At 71.5% G+C, this 17324-nt stretch carries 15 protein-coding genes; 1 reads left to right on the forward strand and 14 read right to left on the reverse strand.

What is annotated here, in order from left to right; all coding sequences use genetic code 11:
- Positions 1-198: 198 nt before the first annotated feature.
- The 12 genes from ACLQ3F_RS15075 to ACLQ3F_RS15130 form a co-directional block, all read right to left on the reverse strand.
- Entirely contained in the window at positions 199-1122 is a 924-nt protein-coding gene (locus ACLQ3F_RS15075) for a glycosyltransferase family 2 protein (RefSeq protein ID WP_425849431.1), read from the reverse strand.
- Positions 1119-1793 carry a glycosyltransferase gene (locus ACLQ3F_RS15080; protein WP_357196188.1) on the reverse strand — a complete coding sequence of 225 codons (675 nt, stop codon included), beginning with the start codon at positions 1791-1793 and terminating at the stop codon, positions 1119-1121. Before ACLQ3F_RS15080 ends, ACLQ3F_RS15075 begins: the two co-directional genes overlap by 4 nt.
- Positions 1790-2269 (reverse strand): UDP-N-acetylglucosamine--LPS N-acetylglucosamine transferase, encoded by a 480-nt coding sequence (locus ACLQ3F_RS15085; protein ID WP_124821238.1) that lies wholly within the window; start codon positions 2267-2269, stop codon positions 1790-1792. Before ACLQ3F_RS15085 ends, ACLQ3F_RS15080 begins: the two co-directional genes overlap by 4 nt.
- 214 nt (positions 2270-2483) lie before the next feature.
- Entirely contained in the window at positions 2484-3746 is a 1263-nt protein-coding gene (locus ACLQ3F_RS15090) for a hypothetical protein (RefSeq protein ID WP_425849433.1), read from the reverse strand.
- Positions 3743-4645: a sulfotransferase domain-containing protein gene (locus ACLQ3F_RS15095; protein WP_425849808.1), complete on the reverse strand. Its 903-nt coding sequence runs from the start codon at positions 4643-4645 to the stop codon at positions 3743-3745. The genes ACLQ3F_RS15090 and ACLQ3F_RS15095 overlap by 4 nt, the downstream gene beginning before the upstream one ends.
- An 8-nt stretch (positions 4646-4653) precedes the next feature.
- The gene (locus ACLQ3F_RS15100; RefSeq protein ID WP_425849435.1) at positions 4654-6291 is read right to left on the reverse strand and encodes a lipopolysaccharide biosynthesis protein; all 1638 of its coding nucleotides are present in this window, start codon (positions 6289-6291) and stop codon (positions 4654-4656) included.
- On the reverse strand, positions 6288-7580 hold the full coding sequence (locus tag ACLQ3F_RS15105; protein ID WP_357196177.1) for an O-antigen ligase family protein: 1293 nt from the start codon (positions 7578-7580) through the stop codon (positions 6288-6290). The genes ACLQ3F_RS15100 and ACLQ3F_RS15105 overlap by 4 nt, the downstream gene beginning before the upstream one ends.
- Positions 7581-7648: 68 nt before the next feature.
- Entirely contained in the window at positions 7649-9247 is a 1599-nt protein-coding gene (locus ACLQ3F_RS15110; protein WP_425849437.1) for a lipopolysaccharide biosynthesis protein, read from the reverse strand.
- The gene (locus ACLQ3F_RS15115) at positions 9240-9755 is read right to left on the reverse strand and encodes an acyltransferase (RefSeq protein WP_355009213.1); all 516 of its coding nucleotides are present in this window, start codon (positions 9753-9755) and stop codon (positions 9240-9242) included. The genes ACLQ3F_RS15110 and ACLQ3F_RS15115 overlap by 8 nt, the downstream gene beginning before the upstream one ends.
- Positions 9756-9887: 132 nt before the next feature.
- A complete protein-coding gene (locus ACLQ3F_RS15120; protein WP_357196168.1) occupies positions 9888-11825 on the reverse strand; it encodes a hypothetical protein in 1938 nt (645 codons plus the stop codon).
- 221 nt (positions 11826-12046) lie between these two features.
- Complete coding sequence (locus ACLQ3F_RS15125; protein ID WP_425849439.1) at positions 12047-13753, reverse strand: glycoside hydrolase; 1707 nt, start codon at positions 13751-13753, stop codon at positions 12047-12049.
- A 250-nt stretch (positions 13754-14003) separates the two neighbouring features.
- On the reverse strand, positions 14004-14834 hold the full coding sequence (locus ACLQ3F_RS15130; protein WP_425849441.1) for a shikimate dehydrogenase: 831 nt from the start codon (positions 14832-14834) through the stop codon (positions 14004-14006).
- A 205-nt stretch (positions 14835-15039) separates the two neighbouring features.
- Between ACLQ3F_RS15130 and ACLQ3F_RS15135 the strand changes: the two genes are divergently transcribed.
- Entirely contained in the window at positions 15040-15531 is a 492-nt protein-coding gene (locus ACLQ3F_RS15135) for a peptidoglycan-binding domain-containing protein (protein WP_425849442.1), read from the forward strand.
- Between the two features lie 112 nt (positions 15532-15643).
- Here ACLQ3F_RS15135 and mltG read toward each other — a convergent pair whose 3' ends face one another.
- Positions 15644-16837 (reverse strand): endolytic transglycosylase MltG, encoded by a 1194-nt coding sequence (gene mltG / locus ACLQ3F_RS15140; protein WP_357196156.1) that lies wholly within the window; start codon positions 16835-16837, stop codon positions 15644-15646.
- Entirely contained in the window at positions 16837-17295 is a 459-nt protein-coding gene (gene ruvX / locus ACLQ3F_RS15145; protein ID WP_184184558.1) for a Holliday junction resolvase RuvX, read from the reverse strand. The genes mltG and ruvX overlap by 1 nt, the downstream gene beginning before the upstream one ends.
- Between the last annotated feature and the right edge of the window lie 29 nt (positions 17296-17324).

Here is a 17324-nt window from a genome sequence, read left to right on the forward strand (position 1 = left end):
GGTCAGTCTGTCACGGCGGGCCACCGACGCGGCGCGCTCCCCGGGGCGTCCCGCCCAGCGGACGCCGCCGCCCGCTGAACAGGACATCCGTTGCTCCGCACCCGCCGCCGCGGCAATCCGCGACGCAACCACCGGACGGCCTTTGCTCTGCACCCGCCACTGCGACGCGCGACGCGCGACGCGCGACGCGACGGTGGCTCAGATCCCCCGACCGCGCTTGTGCAGGGTGCGCAGCACCGCGTCGGCCCGGACCACCCGACCCGCGACGGCGAGGGCCAGGTAGGCGCGCGGCTCGCGGGGGTTGCTCCGCAGGGTGCGCCGGGCCCAGCGCAGCGCGCCCCGGCGGTCGCCGGAGGCGGCCTGGGCGAACGCGATCTGCCCGGCGACACGGGCCTCGCCGGCCGGTTGACTGGCGAACTCCGGGTAGCGCTGGAGCAGCCACTGCAACGCCTCGGAGATGGTGTCCCACCGCTGCGCGAAGTACGAGCGCTTGTGCCAGCGGACCAGCACCGACGGCGTCCGCAGGTTGATCAGAGGCGCGCTGCGCGCGGCCCGCAGCAGGAACTCGTAGTCCTCCGCGTAGCTGCCCGGGATCTCCTCGTCGACCAGCCCGAACCCGTCGCGCAAGGCGGTGGCGCGGATCAGGAAGGTCGACGGGTGCAGCTCCGTCATCCGATCGCGGAGCAGGTCGTCCAGGGTGATCCGGTCCTTGTCGAGCACCCGGTCGACGCTGTGCCCGTCGTAGTTGACCCGGATGCCGCAGCAGACGAACTCGGCGGCCGGGTCGCCGGCCAGCGCCTCGACCTGGGCGGCCAGTTTGCCGGGCAGCCACTCGTCGTCGTCGTCGCAGAACGCGACAAGCTCGCCCTCGGCGGCGAGGGTGCCGCTGTTGCGCGCACCGGCCAACCCGGGGGTACGGGCGTTGCGGATCACCCGCACCACGCGGGCCGGGCCGCTCCCCAGCTCGGTCAGCGACTCGTCCGGCACGGACTGGTCGAACACCACGACGACCTCGATCAGGGCCGGGTGATCCTGTGCCAGGATCGCGCGCACCGCGGCCCGCAGCAGCTCGGGGCGGTCCCGGGTGGGTACCACGACGCTGACGGTCGGCTGCTGGGTCATCGAATCTCCTCCGTACCCGGGCGCGGCCGGGACCAGGCCCGCCACCGGGGTGGGCGCGGGGTCGAACGGGCCACCAGGTCGTCGACGATCTGCCCGACCCGGGCCACCGCCGCCCGTCGTGCCTCGTGTGCCTCCGGGTCGGCGGCCACCGCGTACCGGGACGGGTCGGCCAGCCCGGCGGCCAACGCGTCGTGCAGGGCCTCCCGGGTCTCGCAGAGCGCCACCAGCCCGGCGGCGCCGAGCCGGCGGGCGAAGAGGAGCTGGTGGTTGTCGACGTGCTCACCGCGAGCCGGGTCGCGGGGCACCACGATGGGCAGGTGGCCGTGCCGGCGGGCTTCCAGGATGGTCGCCGGGCCACCGTGGCAGACCACCAGATCCGCGTCGATCATCGCCTGTTGCAACGCGTCGTGGCCGAGGAACGGCACCGCGCCGCTGAGCTGGGGCGCGGTCGTGTGCCCGTGCTGCATGGTCAGCCCGATCGGGCCGGCAGCCTGCGCGTGCCACTGCGCCAACCAGTCGACGAGCCGGTCGAAGGGGTGCTTGTCGGTGCCCACCGCGACCAGCAGTCGGAGCTGGGCGACCGCCGAGCTGTCGCGCTGGCGCGGCAGGCGGGCCGCCTCGGTGCCCGGTCGGGGTTGCGGACGCCGGGCGGTGCCCGTCTCCCCGGTCACAGCAGCGTCCCGACGACTGTCGCCTCGGGGTACTGCCGGCGCTGCTCGTCCCACTGCACGAGCATCGCGGACAGGAACGGCCGGCAGAGCCGAGCGGTCAACGTCGGGGTGTCGATCCGGTCGTACACCTCGATGTAGACGGTCGGGATGCGCCGCAGCCGGGCCAGCACCACGAACGGCACCGCCACCCCGGCGCCTGTGGTGACCACGGCGGCGACCCGCCGGGCCCGCAGCACCCGCCAGGCCAGCAGCGCGTTGCGCAGCAGGTTCGGCACGTTGCGGGTGGTCGGGTGGTGCGCCGGCACCAGGTCCTCGCCGGCCAGCAGCGACACCGCCTCCGGGGTGTCGAAGGTGACCCAGCAGCGCCGCCACTGTTCGTACCAGGGCCGCAGGGCCAGTAGTTGGGCCAGATGGCCACCGCTGGAGCCGACCAGCAGCAGCACCGGTGCCCCACTGTCGTCGTTGTTCGTGTCCACGCGACTCCCCACAAGTTCGCTTGGAATTTCAGTTCACGCCAGGCAGAAGCAGATCACACGATTCCCGGTCGTTGAATAGCGCGACCGGCCGAGCCGACGATCTCCACAGCGGGCGGTGCGGTGCACCGAACGTCCGAGGTCCATCGATCGTCATCACCACCTGCGATTATGTCGTCACTCTGCGGCGCACCGTCGTCGCCGCGATTCCTCCAGATCAGCCGCTATGTCTTTTCTCGATGACGTCCAAGAGTGCGGGATGCAGGGCGGCGTTCCAGCCCGCGCCCGCGTCGGCCAGCCGCCACGTCCGCAACCACATCTCCACCAGGTACGCGTCGGCGACGAGCCGGCGCTGCGCGGCGTCGAGGCCGAGCCGCTCGCCGTGCCGGCTCAGGTGTCCGTCCACAGCCGAGGCGGCGGCGTCGGCCGGCTCCCCGCGCAGCACGAGGGCCCGCTGGAACGCGTCGTGCGCCAGGTCGAAGCCGACCGGCACGTCCGGCCCGCTGTGCTCCCAGTCCCAGGCGACCAACCGGCCGGCGTGCCAGCCCAGGTTCCACGGCACCCAGTCGCCATGCCAGTGACCGAACTCGACGCTGGTGTCGCCATGCATGCGGGCCAGCGCCGAGACCGCGGCGACCGCCCGCGCACCGGCCGGCTCGGTCGCGGCGGCCCGGCCGGCCTGATCGGCCAGCCGACGCAGGAAGGTCGAGTCGACCAGCGGTCGAGGTGTGCCCTCCGGGCCGCCCCGCCGGGCGACCGCGAGCAGCGCCGCGATCCGCGGCGGGTCGTCCACCGGCACCCCGCGTACCGCCGGGGGCAGCGGCTCGATCACCGCGACCACCTGACCCGCCCACGACGTCTCGGTGAGCAGCCGCGGCGGCGTCGGATGATCGGCGACACCGACCACCTCGCGCAACGCCCGCAGCGCCGCCGCCTCCGCGCTGACCAGCGCGCGGGTCGCGTCGTTCCAGCCGATCTTCGCGTAGCCGCGCGGACTCCCGTCGGCACTGAAGAGTTGCAGGGTGGGCTTGCCGTTCGGGTCGGGTGGGCGGACCCCGAACGCGGCCAGCAGCGGCGTGTCACCCAGGTCGGCGGAGAGCCGCTCGCTCAGCAGCAGCTCCGCGGCCGGCACCCCGGCCGGCACCGAGACGGTCAAGGTGGGAAAGGGCGCGAGCCCCGCCCGACCGAACCGGGCCAGCCCGCCGAGCACCGCCCGCAGCGCGCGCACCTTCGGTGGCCGCAGGGCGTTGTACGCCAACAGGGACGCCGCCCCGGCCCGGGGCGCGCCCAACGGCACCAGGAACCGGGCCCGGGCGACCGACGGCACCACCGCGTACCGGGCCACCGCCTGGTGACCGGCCGGCAGGGCACCGGCCACGGTCAGGCCGACCCGATCGTCCGGGAAGACCGCGCGGCTCACCCAACCCAGGCCGTCCACCCGCGAACGCGGGTCGGTGGCCGGGCCCACCCCTGTCGTCACGCCGCCCGGTCCGCCCAGTCGAGGTCCAGCCCGAGCCGTTGCCGCAACGCGTCGTTGTACGGCCGGTAGTAGTCGGTCAGCTCGGCGCGCACGCTCGGCTCCAACGGTGCCGAGCGCCGATCGTTGTAGACCTTGAAGTTGGGCAGGTCGTACGCCGGCAGACCGAGGAAGTCCAGGGTCCGTCGGTAGGTCGCCCGCGAGTCGCGGTACAGGTCCTCGCTGGGCAGGAAGAGGATCTGCCCGGAGTCGAAGCGCTCCAGCCACGGCTCCAGGTGCTCCAGGTAACGCCCCCGGGCCCGGTACGTGTACCAGTCGTACGGCTCGCTGAACGACTCCGGCTCGGCGATCAACCGCTCCCGCTCCCCCGCCGTGCGTTCCGGCTCGGCGGCGAGGGCGGCGGCGAAGTCCAGTGGTTCGATGCCGTGGGTGCGGCGTTCCTTCCAGTGCGAGTACGCCCGCTCCACCGGGTCCCGCAGCAGCACGATGAGCTTCACCGACGGCATCAGCGCGGAGACCCGCTGCGCGGCGAGCGGGTGGAACATGTACAGCGGGGCGGCCTCACCGACCCGGACCGGCCCGCCGTGCCGCTTGGCCAGGGCCTCGCGCTGCCGCTCGGTCGGGAAGTGCGAGCGGTACCAGGCTTCGCCGCGGCCCCAGTGCTCCTCGAAGTAGTGCGCCGACTTGGTGTTCCACGCGGGAAAGAGCCGGGGCACCAACGGGTGCTGGATGAGGTAGTTCCACAGGGAGGTGGTGCCACCCCGTTTGGTCCCGATGATCAGGAAGTCCGGCAGCGGCCGGCGGTCGCTGGTGCGAACGCCGTAGTCGACGAGCGACTCCCTCACCCGGGTGGTCACCTGGGTCGGAACCAACTGCTTGACCCGGTCACGGATGGACACCACGACGAACCTCACCTGCCTCTCGTCGATGCCGAGGTGGGTTCGGCGGCCGCGGCCGCGTTGTCCCCTCCACGGATCTGCCTCATGGTCCCCCGGATGCCGGCGCGCACCCGGGGCAACGTCAACATGCCGACGCAGCCGGCCAGCAGCACCGCCAACGCCACCGCGAGGCCGGGCAGGCCGCGACCGCCCACCAGCACGCCGGCCCCGGCGGCCAAACCCACACCGGCGATCGTGGCCGCCGCGGCACGCACCATCGCGGCGTCGAACAGCGGCTCCCGAACCACCGACCGGGCGAACCCGGCGGCGGTGAGGTTCTCGGTGGCGATGCCGGCCGCCCAGGCAACCGCCGCGCCCGTCGCGCCGTAGCGGGGAATCAGCCAGAGACCCAGCGAGACGGTCACCGTCAACCCGGCAACGGTGGCGACCAGGTGCAGCCCGCTGCGCCCGCCCATCAGGAGCAGGCTCTGCACGTTGCCCACTCCGGTGTTGACGAGCATCGCCAGCGCCAGCACCGTCATCGCCGGCACACCGGCGGTGAACTCCGGCCCGAACAGTTGGAGGAAGGCCAACGCGAAGACCGCCAGCAGCAGGTACACCGGCCAGGACAACACCAGCCCCCAGGTGGTCAACTGCCGGTGCACGGCCGCCGCCGCGGCCCGCTCACCCCGCCCGAGCAGCCGGGACAGCTGCGGCGACACCGCCACCCGCAGCCCCTGCATGGCCAACTGACCCGCCAGCACATACCGGCCGACGGCGCCGAAGACACCGGCGTCCGCCGGCCCGGCCAGCACCGAGGTGAGCAGCACGCCCACCCACATGCTGCCGGCGTCGATGGCCGCCGAGGCGGCCCGGGGCAACGCGAAGCGCCAGAACGTGGACCAGTCGGCGCGGTGCGGACGCAGCGTCGCGCCCCGACCCAGCCCGAGCGGGCCGGCGACGAGGGTGAGACAGGCCAGCAGCGCCAACGCCGCCGGCACCAACCAGCCGGTCATGCCGGCGAGCAGGCCACCACCGGCCAACGCGGCCGCGCCGACCAGCACCGGGCGGGCGACCGGCAGCAGCAGGAACTGCACCCCGACGTACGCCCGGATGGGCCGCACGCAGCGCAGCGCGGCCAGCAGCAGGGTCATGGCGACCACCACCGGCACCGCGGCGAACGTGACGGTGAGCAGAGCATCGCCGCTCGCGCCGGAGCCGCGCAGCAGCCGGGGCGCGAGGGCATCGGCGGCCAGCACGCCCACGCCGGCGACCAGCAGCCCGGTCAACAGCGGCGGGATCAGCGCCACCGGGAGCACCCGGGCGGCGTCGCCGCGCACGCCGGCGGTGCGGCGGGGCAGAGCCCACATCAGGCCGGTCTCCGCGCCGAGCGTGCAGATCGCGGTGGCCACTGTGACGACCCCGATCGCGGCGAAGAACGCTCCCGCGCCGGCCGGGCCGTAGCCGCGGGTGATCACGACCGCCAGCACGAACCCGAACAGGCCACTGGTGGCCGCGCCGAGCAGCCCGGCCACGCCGCTGCGCGCGCTGCGGCGGGTCTCGGCCGAGCCGGTGTCCTCGGCGGGCGACGGCGTCGCCTGATCCTCGGCGGGAGTGGACGTGGGCCGGCCCTCGTCGGCACCGGCCGACGGTCGGGTCGCGGCGGTCACGCGGGCACCGGCGCGGTCCGCGCGGGCGTCGGCGACGACCCGGCCAGCCGGGTCAGCCGTTCACGTTCGGTCAGCGCCATCGCGAAGGCCACAGCGAAGAACGCGACCGCCAGGTTCTGGTTCGCCATGCCGTAGAACGGGACCTGCACGAGGCAGACCACCGGCACCACCGCCAGCCACTGCCCGGCCGCCGACGTCGCCCGCGCGCAGATCACCGCCGCGGCGACGAACCACGCCAGGAAGCAGATCAGCGCGGGTACGCCGTGGCTGAACAGCACCATCCACAACTGCCCCTGGGTGCCGATCGGCGCGGCCGCCGACACCGTGTCGACGTTCACCGGAGCCCCGTAGCCCAACCAGGGCGACTCCTGCACCCGGCGGATCACCTCGGTGTAGAGCGAGAGCCGGTCGGTGTTCGTGTCGCTGGAGTCGACCCGCTTGCTGATCAGCTCGGTGATCGGGATGAACAGGGTGGCCAACCCGCCGATCACCACGACCCCGACGATGGAGGCGGCCACCCGGACGTTGCCGCGCAGGCTGGCCCGCACCCCGAGCACCGCCAGCCCGGCGCCGAGGCTGAGGAACATCGCCCGGTTGAGGGTGAGGAACGCCGGCGCCAGCGACAGCGGCAGCGACGCCAGCAGCGCCCAGCGCAGCAGCCCCTGCCGGCGCAGCATCGCGAAGGCCACCACGCAGGGCAGGGTCATCGCGTAGGCGCTGCCGTAGTTGTTGGTGTACGCGAACGGCGCGGCCGGCCGATAGATCGGGTTGAGCGATCGGGCGCTGTATTCAGCGGTGGTGAGGTGCACCATGTCCTGGATGAACGGGGTGCCGGCCACCCCGCCGGGCAGCAGCACCTCCATCGGGGTCGTCATGGCCAGCCGGGGCACGAGCACCCCGAGCCAGCCCAGTGCCACCAGCCCGAACCAGAACGCGCAGAGCGGGGTGAGCACCGCCACCAGGCTGGCGCGTTCCCGGGCGGCCGCGTAGACGTAGACGCCGACCACCAGCGCGGTCAGGTAGAAGGCCAGCCGCAGGGCGAACGTGAGCAGCGAGGCGGGCGAGGACAACTGGGTGGCGCTGACCACCACGATGGCGAGGAAGAGCAGCCAGATGCCGGCCGCCGGCGGCAGCGGCACGCGCCCCCGGGTCAGCAGCAACGCGAGCAGCAGCGCGCCCAGCAGCGGCCAGCCGAGGTAGAACGCACCGAGCAGCCACCAGAGCGGCACCAGGCCGAACATCAGTGACAGCGGCCAGAGCGGCAGGTGCGGCGGCGCGGACGGCGGCACCGGCGCGGGCTCCTGCGGAGCGCCTCCGGGTGGTGGTTCGGTCGCCGGGGCGCGGGTCACCGACACGCTCAGGCCCGACCGTTTCGGGTAAGGACGAAGCCCAGCGGGGTGACCCCGGCGGCGCGCAGCCGCTCCACCAGGCGTCGCAGGTCGCTCTGCCGGGTGCGGTCGCGCTCCACGACCACCACCGCGCTGCCCTGCCGGGCCACGGCCACGCCACGCTCGTCGGACTCGGCCGGCGGGGCGTTGAACAGAACCAGGCCGTGGTCGGCGCCCTGCCGCCAGGTGCCGAACCGGACACTGCCCACACCCACGACAACCTCGTCGGGGGTGACGACGCGACTGTTCTCCGGGCGGGCGGACGCCACTCTCGGCAGCGTCAGGGTGGCGTCGGGGTCGGTGGACGGGCGGGCGCCGGGCGGGTGCGGGGAGGGCCGACGGGCGGGCGTGCTCTCCGTGGTGGCACCGGCGGCCGGTGTGCTGCCGGCCGGCCGGGGCTTGGGCACCAGCGGGCGGGACGGGTCGATGGGCAGTCGCCCCCGGTCGGCGAGGACGCTGGCCCGTAGCCGGTCGATCCGTCCGCTGTCGTCGGCGACGAAGACCTCCCGGCCGTCGACGGCGAGCGCCACGGCGAGCCCGGCGGTGAGCGGGGTGGCGTCCTCCCGGGCGGTGACCAGGGCCACCCGGGCCGGCTGCCGGACCCGCTCGGCGACCGCCATCGCCACGTACCGGATGTCCGCGTCGACCGCCCGGGGGCTGCCCCGGAACGCCGGCCGGCGCACCGTGCCGAGCAGCGGCAGGCCGGAGGCCTCCCGGCCGTCGGCGACCGAGCGGACCCGCCGGTCGGTCGACTCCCAGAGGTACGCCAGGACGACGCCGACCAGCGCGCCACCGAGCAGGCCGGCGACCAGGTAGAGCGGCCGGTGCCCGGCGGAGGTGACCAGCGCCTTCTCGGCGGTCTGGGTGACCCACCCGGGGTTGACGTCGACCGCGGCGATCTCGGTACGGGCGGCGTTGAGCTGGGTGAGCTGGTTGTTGATCCCGGCCAGTTCGGCCACCAGCGCGTCACCGGCGGCGCTGTCCTTGGCGGTGTTCGCCCGCTTCTGCAACGCGGTCTGCTGGGCGGCGACCTTGGTGATGCTGGCGTCGTAGGAGCGCAGCATCTCGGCGCGCTGCTGCTCGTACATGGTCCGGCGCACGCTCAGGTACGCCTCGGCGGCCCTGTTGGCGCTCTGCACCGCCTGGTGCGCCTCGCGCGCCTGGTAGGTGAAGCGCAGGATCTGCCCACCGGTGGGCACCTCGACCTCGAGCGCGTCACGGATGTCGCGCGGGTCGCCGCCGGCGAATTCGGCGAGCTGCTGCACCACCTCGGTGCCGGTGGCGATGCCGCTCTCCACGTTCATGTTGACCGCGCGGTCGGCGCCCGCGCCGCTGGGGGTGAAGGCGTCTGTCACGACCGGCCGGACCGCGACCACGGCGCTCGCGGACAGCGCCGCTGGGACCAGCAGCACGTAGCCGAGCGCGGCGAGCAGGCCGACCATGGCGACCGCCGCGACCAACCGCAACCGGTGCATCGGCACCCGCAGCAGGTCGGTCAGTGTCACGGCACGTGAGGTGCCGGGGGACGGGCCGTCCGTGGGCCAGGGGGCGGGCGCTGCATCAGTCATGGAACTTCTTCACCGTCTGTTGAGGATTGCCGACGACCACGACGCCGGGCGGTACGTCCGTGCGGACCACAGTCGCCGCGCCGACGACACTGTCCCGGCCGACCCGCACGCCCTTCAGGACCAGGGCGTGCGCACCGACCCAGACGTTGTCCTCGAGAACGATCGGAGCACGGGTGAGCGGGCCCGGCGGTGCGTGCCGCTGCTCGGGGGGCAGGTTGTGGAAGTCGTTGTCGAGCAGCTCGCAGTCCGACAGGAGGCACCGGTCCCCCACCGTCACCGACGTCCAGGTGCCGATCCAGGTGGCGTTGAGCAGACAGTCCGCGCCGACGCGTACCTCACCGGGACCGGCGAAGCGGACGAGTTTGTTCAACCGGGTGCGGTCACCGATGGTGACCCGCACACCGCGCCGCAACCGGATCCGGCCACGGATCTCCACGTCTCGACCGAGCGTCAACCGTCGGTAACGGAGCTGATACCAGCCGCGTTTGACCGCGAAGACCAGACGCACCGCGCGTCTCGTTCGGATGCCACCGGCGCCGAGCAACGACCCTCCCCCACCGTCGCGGGCCGGCGGCGGTGGGTACCCGCCACCGGCCCAACGTGAACAATCTACCGATGCTCCGTTACGAACGGTTGACCCTTACTGTACGGAGAAGAATGTCGATGGGGTAGACCAGGACAACTCGGGCGTCGCGCTGCTGATGACCGTCGCCGTGGTGCCGTTGACCACCGCCGTCGGCGCGGCCGTCGGGTCGAACGGCACGCTCCGCAGAGTGCCGTCGGTGGAGCCGTAGACGATCCGGCCGCCCACCCAGGCCATGCCCCGCACCGTGGACCACGTCACGCCCGTGGTCGGCAGGGCGAACTCGGTGGCACCGAGGTAGTTGCCGTCGATCTCGAAGTACCGGTAGTAGAGGTTGTTGGCCCCGGTACGGGTGTAGTAGAGCCGGCCGTCGAGGAAGAAGGCACCGGTCAGCAACGCCGGGTTGTACCAGTCGTTGTAGCCGGACGCCTCCCACGGCGAGCCGATCGCGCCCCCGTTGAAGAGCGAGATGTCGATCCGACTGCCGGTGGGCGTGCCGGCCACCGTGTGCGACCAGTAGATCCGGTCGTCCACCCGCCACGTCGCGCCGGCCGCCGTGTACGTGGGCTGGCTGACGCTGGTCGCGGTGCCCAGCTCGGTGCCGTTGAACGGCACCTTCGCCACGGTGCCCGAGGCGGTGCCGACGTAGAGGTTGCCGGTGGTGGCCGACGGCGGGTTCTTCGCGGTGAAGGTGCGTCCGCCGGCGAGCGGGAACATACCGAGCCGGCCGTGGTACTCCTCGCCCATGCCATCGGAGTTGTGCCCGAAGTAGAGGCCGTCCGAGCCGCGCCAGAGCACCGGCACCGACGAACCCCAGCTGCTGGTGCCCGACGGCATCGAGGCGCTGCCGCTACGGCGTGGGTTCCAGTTCACCGGCATGCCGGTCGCCGGAGTGACGGCGGCGATGCCGAGCCGGTCGATCGCGCCCGAACCCGCGTTGTCGCTGGCGTTCGGGTTGTTGAGCCAACGGAAGTGCCCGCCCAGGTAGATGACGTTGTCCGCGACCTCGACCGAGGTGATGGTGTCGTTGCCGGTGAAGTCGACCCAGGTCGCGAGCAGGCCGCTGCCCCGCGCGGCGGTCTCGAAGCGAACCAGGGCGTCGCAGTACGCGGTCGGCCAGCCGGCGCCGCCGTTGGTGCCGACCACGAACCAGCTGCCGTCCTCACCGAACTTTACGTCCTGCACGTAGTGCACGAAGGTCGTCGGCGAAGCGCACGGCGGGGTGAACTTCTCGGTGCTCCAGTCGAGCAGGGTGGGAGTCCCGGAGACGTCCACCAACGCCATCTGGTTGCGCGGCAGGTCGTTGACGAGCGTGAAGTTGCCGCCGACGACCAGGGTGCCGCCGTCCGGCGCGACGTCGATGGTCCAGACGTACGACGTGGTGCCGTGCCGTCCCACAGTGGCGTCGATGCTGAAGCTCGGGTCGATCGCGCCGGTGGTCGCGTTGAGCCGGCCCAGACCGGCGTGCGCGGTGCCGTTGAGCCAGTTGAACGCGCCGGCCACGTACAGCCAGTTGCCGTGCAGCGCCAGGTCACGGACGGTGCCGCCGTCGGAACGCCCGACCCAGCTGTCGATGATCGCGCCGGTCGACGGGTTGAGCGCCACCAGGTTCTTCCGGGAGACGCCGTTGACGTTCTTGAAGGTGCCGCCGACGATCAGCGTGCCGCCGGGGCCGGCGAGGAGCGTGTTGACCGCGCCGTCGAGCACCGGCAGGAAGGTGGTCGACATGGTGCCGGTGGTCCGGTCGTACGCGAAGAGGTAGCGCTGCGTCACCCACGCGGAACTCGCGGTCTGCCGGAGCTGGGTGAAGCTGCCGCCGACGAAGACCGTGTTGCCCACCTGCGCGAAGGCACGGGTCTCACCGTCTCGGGCGTGCGGGGTCGTGTCGGCGGGGTTCGCCGACACCAGAGTCGCCGTGGCCGGGACCGGTACCACAGCGGCCGACGCGGTCGTGGGCACGCCCAGAGCTGCGGCGATGATCGCCAACGCGACCATCCCCGCCCGAGTACGACGTCGTCCTGCAAAACGCCACAAGTGCGAGAGTTTGGGCACGCTGCGCCTCCAGATTGGATGAGAACCCGAGGTAGCGTGCCTCGTCCAGCCTGGTAAACAAAATCCGCCGATTGGGCGGTGCATGAATCCGCAAGCCGACAGAACGCCGGAGGATCGGCTGTGCGACCCCCGGCGAACGTCGTCCGGTCAGCCCATTTCGAACGTCAGCGGTTACCTCCGGTGGGTTGCCGCAGGTAGGGGTCCTGGCCGGCCTTCGCGAAGCCAGCCACCGCCGCGGCGTCGTGGTTCATCGTCATGTCGCAGGTCGACGTGCGGCTGGTCATGCCGGCCGAGTTGAAGTAGATGGCCGCCTTGATCTTCGGGTGCTCCTTCAGCGCCGCCGGGAACTCCTGGAACCACCGCTGCTTGGCGCCCAGGTCGGCGGAGTTGAAGTTGGTGCCGAACTCGGCGAGCATCCGGGGCTTGCCCGCGCCGATGCCGTTGTCGTCCAGCCACCGGTAGAAACCGCCGACCGTCGTGCTCGGGCTCTTCCACACCGTGCTGCCGTTGCAGACGTGGAAGTTGTACGGGTCGTAGGCCACCCAGTCGACGTACCGGTCACCCGGGTACAGGCCGGCGTACCGGGAGTAGTGCCCGGACCAGCCCATCATCGTCCAGACCCAGACCGCGTTGGTCGCGCCGGCGCTGGCGAACCGCTCGTGGACGTAGCGCCAGGCCCGGACGAAATCGGCGTCGCTGCCCTTGTTCGGCTCGTCCTCCGGCTCGTGGTCGAAACCGATGAAGACCGGCACACCGGCGGCCTTGATCCGGCCCGCGACCGCGTCGATGGTGCCGTCCTGCTTGCCGCCGTAGACGTCCGACCACTTCAGGGTGGTACCTGCGGAGAAGTCCCGGGACTCCCAGGCGAAGAACATCAGCCGGCCTTCGCGCATCTGCTGCTGCTCGTACATGTCGGGGAATGCGCCGTTACTGCCGGCGTTCGAGAAGTCGTGGTAGCGGTGCACGATGTCGAACTTGCGCCCGACCTGAGTCTCCACATCGGTGACGGCCTTGCCGTGGTCCCAGCCGCCGGCCGCACCGGCGGGCGAATACATGCCCCACCAGGCGCCACAGGACGGGACGAGCTTGTCCGAGACGGAACCACACTTGCCGGACGGAACGGTGCCGCTGGCGCTCGGGGTCGCCGTCCGGGTCGGGGCGATGGTCGGCGACGGCTTCGGCGAGGCGGTGGTCGGCGACGCGCTCGGCGACGGCGGCGGTGCCGGCCGCGTGGACGACGGCGGCGACGGCCGGGACCCGAGGTCGTAGCTGATCAGCAGGCTGGGCCGCAGGTCCGGGTTGCGATTCTCGACCGACGCCCAGTAGATCCGGCTCTCCAGGCCGCTCTGCGCCAACGAGACCGTCCAGGTGCCGTTGCCGGTGACCAGTTTGGAGACGTCCCACTCGTTGAAGCCCTTGGACACGCTGGTCACGCTGTCCAGTGCGGCACCGGCCGACGTCAGCGGCGGCCGCGACTCGCGGGCGCTCAGCGGCGAGGCGTGCGCCGTCACCGTGGCGGGGAACTGCTGCCAGGCGTGCACCCGCAGCGTCGCCCGGATGTTGACCGCGGTGGACGGCACCGTGGTCACCGCGAACTCGATGACCGCCTCGCGGCCACCGCGCGGGTTGCCGTCGCAGCGCGTCGCGCAGGTGGCCAGCGTCGACTTCGCCGCGTTGTCACCGTCCTGCGACACCGCGGTGGCGGTGGTGTCGGCCGCCGCCCGGATCGACAGGTCGTCGCTGGCGAGCAGCGGCATCATCGTCGCCACGATGCCGGCCACCACCGAACCGCCGACCACGCCGATGGCAATCGCCTTACGCCGGGGCCCGGAGCGGAACCGGGTGATGCGGTGCAGTCCGTGCCTGGTCAAGGAAACTCCCTGTGTCTGCGTCCGTAACGGTGAGCAGCGTATCGATGACCAGGACATGTGGCAGGTAGGACAGTTTTCCGTAAGCGCGTCTTAACCGTCAGCTAAGGAACCGCCTCGGGGAAATCAGGGCCTCTGGCCACAGGCGCGACCGAAGCCCGCCACACACCTTGCCGGTGGAGCACGCGCGCAGTCAACGGAACCCGTGGAAAGCTGCCCGCCACCAGGACGTTGCGGCTGCCTGTTCGGTCCGTCAGCCGGCGCGAGCGACAGTCAGCGCGGCGGCCATCGCCGCCGTCGGCGCGGTCACGCCGGTGAACTGTTCGAACTGCCCGACCGCCTGGGCCAGCAGCAGATCCAGACCGGAGACGATCCGGCAACCGGCCGCGTCGGCGGCCGTCGCCAACGGCGTCGGCCACGGGTCGTAGAGCGCGTCGAAGAACACCGCGCCCGGCCGCCAGGCCACCGCGCCGGCCAGCGGGTCGGCCACCCCCTTCGGCACCGTGGAGACGACCACGTCGGCGGTGCCGAGCCGCCGGGGCGCGTCGGCCCACGAAGCGGGTGTCAGCGCGACGCCCACCGCGTCCGCCACCGGGCGCAACTCGTCGACCGCCTCGGGCCGGCGGGCCACCACCGTCACCGACCAGCAGGCCAGTTGCGCGGCGGCGGCGAGCGCGGCGCGGGCCGTCCCGCCGGCGCCGAGCACCGCCACGGCGGCACCGGCTGTCACACCGGCGTCGGTGAGCACCCGCACCATGCCGGCGACGTCGGTGTTGTCCGCGTACCAGGAGCCGTCCGGACGGCGTACCAACGTGTTGGCCGCACCGACGGCGGCGGCGACCGGCGACGCGGCGTCGGCCACGGCGAGCGCGGCCTCCTTGCCCGGCATGGTCACCGACAACCCGGCCCACTCCGGGCCCAGGCCGGCGACCAGATCCGGCAGCTCCGCGGCCGCGCACTCGATCCGGGTGTACGACCAGCCGGTCAGCCCGGCGGCGACGTAACCCGCGGTGTGGATCACCGGGGAGAGGGAGTGCGCGATCGGCTTGCCCAGCACCGCGGCCCTACGGCTTGCCTCGGTCACCCCGCACCACCCAGCGCTGCTGTCGTGTTCCGCATCACGTCTCCGTCCTCACGGACCCTCGGATCGACCCTACCCAGCAGGCAGATCGAGCCACCAGAGACCCACTGTCGAGGACCACGCCCGGGGGCGGCCAGCGCTTGACGCTCATCGATGGGAGTGAAAGCATTTCGGTGACGGTACGACCGATCTGAAAATGGGGGGAACCTTGAACAAACGCATTCTGCGTGCCCTGGTCGCAATTGCCGCAGCCTTCAGCCTTTCGCTGATGATCGGCGCGCCCGCCAAGGCGGACGCCGCAGCGGGCAGCTGGTCGGACAACCACCAGCTGTGCAATTCCAGCTCCTGCGTGCGCTCGGGCAACATCGTGCGGCTCTGGCAGGCCATCGTCTGGGCCGACGACCTGAGCGGCACCGTCGGCACCAGCTTCATCGACGGGGAGTTCGGCTCCAACACCGCTGCCAAGACCAGGACCTGGCAGGACGTGATGAACATCGGCATCGACGGTTCCGTCGGGCCGCAGACCTGGGGCAAGGCGTACGGCGCTGTCAATCGCAACACCGGGTTCGACACGAGCACCCAGACCGGCTACTTCTACTACGGCTACAACCGCACGTTCGGTCTGCGCAAGCAGAACAGCAATGGCGTGTGGACGTTCCTCAACCCGCGCACCGGCACGTGGACCGGCACGAGTCACTGACAATGACGCAGTAATTGCGCGTCAGGACTGAAGACGTAAAGGCCCCCTTCCCGGCGACGACCACAATTGCGGTCGCAATGGGAAGGGAGCCTTTACGGCGTGATTCGGCCGGTCAGATGATGCCGGCCTCCCGAGCCTTGTTCTCATTGCGCTGGTGCTGTTCGTACGTCTCAGCGAATGCGGAGTGGCCCTTGTCGTCGATGGCCACGAAATAGAGCCACTTGCCGGTCGGCGTGTCCATCGCGCCTTCCAGGGCCTGCTTGCCCGGGTTGTTGATCGGGGTCGGGATCATGCCCGGCAGCTTGCGGTTGTACGGGTTCTTCGGGTCGTCCAGCTCGGCCGCCGTCATCTGCTTGGAGGACTTGGTCGGCTTACCGATGGACTCCAGGTAGTAGTTGACGGTGACGTCCATCTCCAGGCAGTTGCACGGGAACTCGCCGTACGCCCGGTTGTAGGCGACCCTGGCGACCTTCCCGAGGTCGTCCTTGTTGCCCGCCTCGGCCTGGGCCAGCGAGGCCACGATCAGCGCCTCGTACGGGCTGACCTTGCGTTCCTCCTGCACCCGGTCGGCGAACTTCATCTCACCGGTCACCGAGAGGAAACGGTTCACCATCAGCTTGAGGATGCTCTCGGCGGTGGACTTCGGCGGGATCTCGTAGGTGTCCGGGAAGAGGAAACCCTCGATGGACTTGACGCTCTTCTTGCCGTCACCGCGCGTGTACCACCAGTCCGGGACGCCGAGCCCCTCCGGGTCCTTCGCGGCGGCCTGGAAGTCCTTGACCGGGATCTTGGTCTTCTCGGAGAGCAGCTTGTAGATGTTGAAGCTGGTGCGGCCCTCGGGGATGGTCAACCCGTTGACGATCTTGTTCTTCAGGTCGAGCATCGCGGTCACGGCGTTCGCGCCGCTCATCTGCTTGCGCAGCTTGTACGTGCCCGGCTGGATGTTCTTGCTGCGCGAGTTGGCCTCGGCCGCCTCGATGAACGCCTTCTGGCTCTTGACCACGTCGGCCGCCACAAGGGCGTCGGCCATGTCGGCGAGTAGCGCGCCGCTCTTGATCTCGACGGTGATCTCACCAGCCCCGCCGCCGTCGTAGTCGGGGGTGACGAAGTAGTTCTGAATACGGTCGAAGCCGTAGAACGCGCCACCGCCGATGCCGCCCAACAGGAGCAGGGCCATCAGCAGAGCCAGGAACGTCTTGCCCCGGCCGCCGCCGGACCCGCTCTTGCGCTTGCGGAAGCCGCGCCGGTGCCGACCCTTCTCCCCCCGCTCCGCATCGTCGAACCCAAGATCCAGATCGTCGATCATTACGTCCGCCTCCGCTGCGCGTCCAGCCAGCTCTGCAGGATCTCCACCGCGGCCGCCTGATCGACAACCGCACGTTGACGTTTACCTCGGACGCCACGCTCGGCAAGCCTACGAGAAGCGACCACGGTCGACATCCTCTCGTCAGTGAGCGTTACCGGGACAGGCGCTATCACATCGACCAGTCGGTCAGCGTACGCCTTCACATGGACGGCCGCAGGGCCATGCTTGCCGGCGAGATTGACCGGAAGACCGACGACAACCCCGACGGCCTCGTGCTCGGCCACCAACGCGGCCAACTCGGCGAGGTCACTCGGCACCGCGTCCGGCGCCGCCGTGAGATCGCGGGCCAGCGTGACCAGCGGCGTTGCCAAGATCCCGTCCGGATCCGAGCGGGAGATGCCCACCCGCACCTGACCGACATCCACACCGATCCGCACACCGCGCGTCAGCTCAGCCACCGACGGTCACCCCCGACCGGGTACGAACC

Origin of the sequence: Micromonospora sp. DT15, assembly GCF_049841475.1 — a bacterium.
Classification (GTDB): domain Bacteria; phylum Actinomycetota; class Actinomycetes; order Mycobacteriales; family Micromonosporaceae; genus Micromonospora.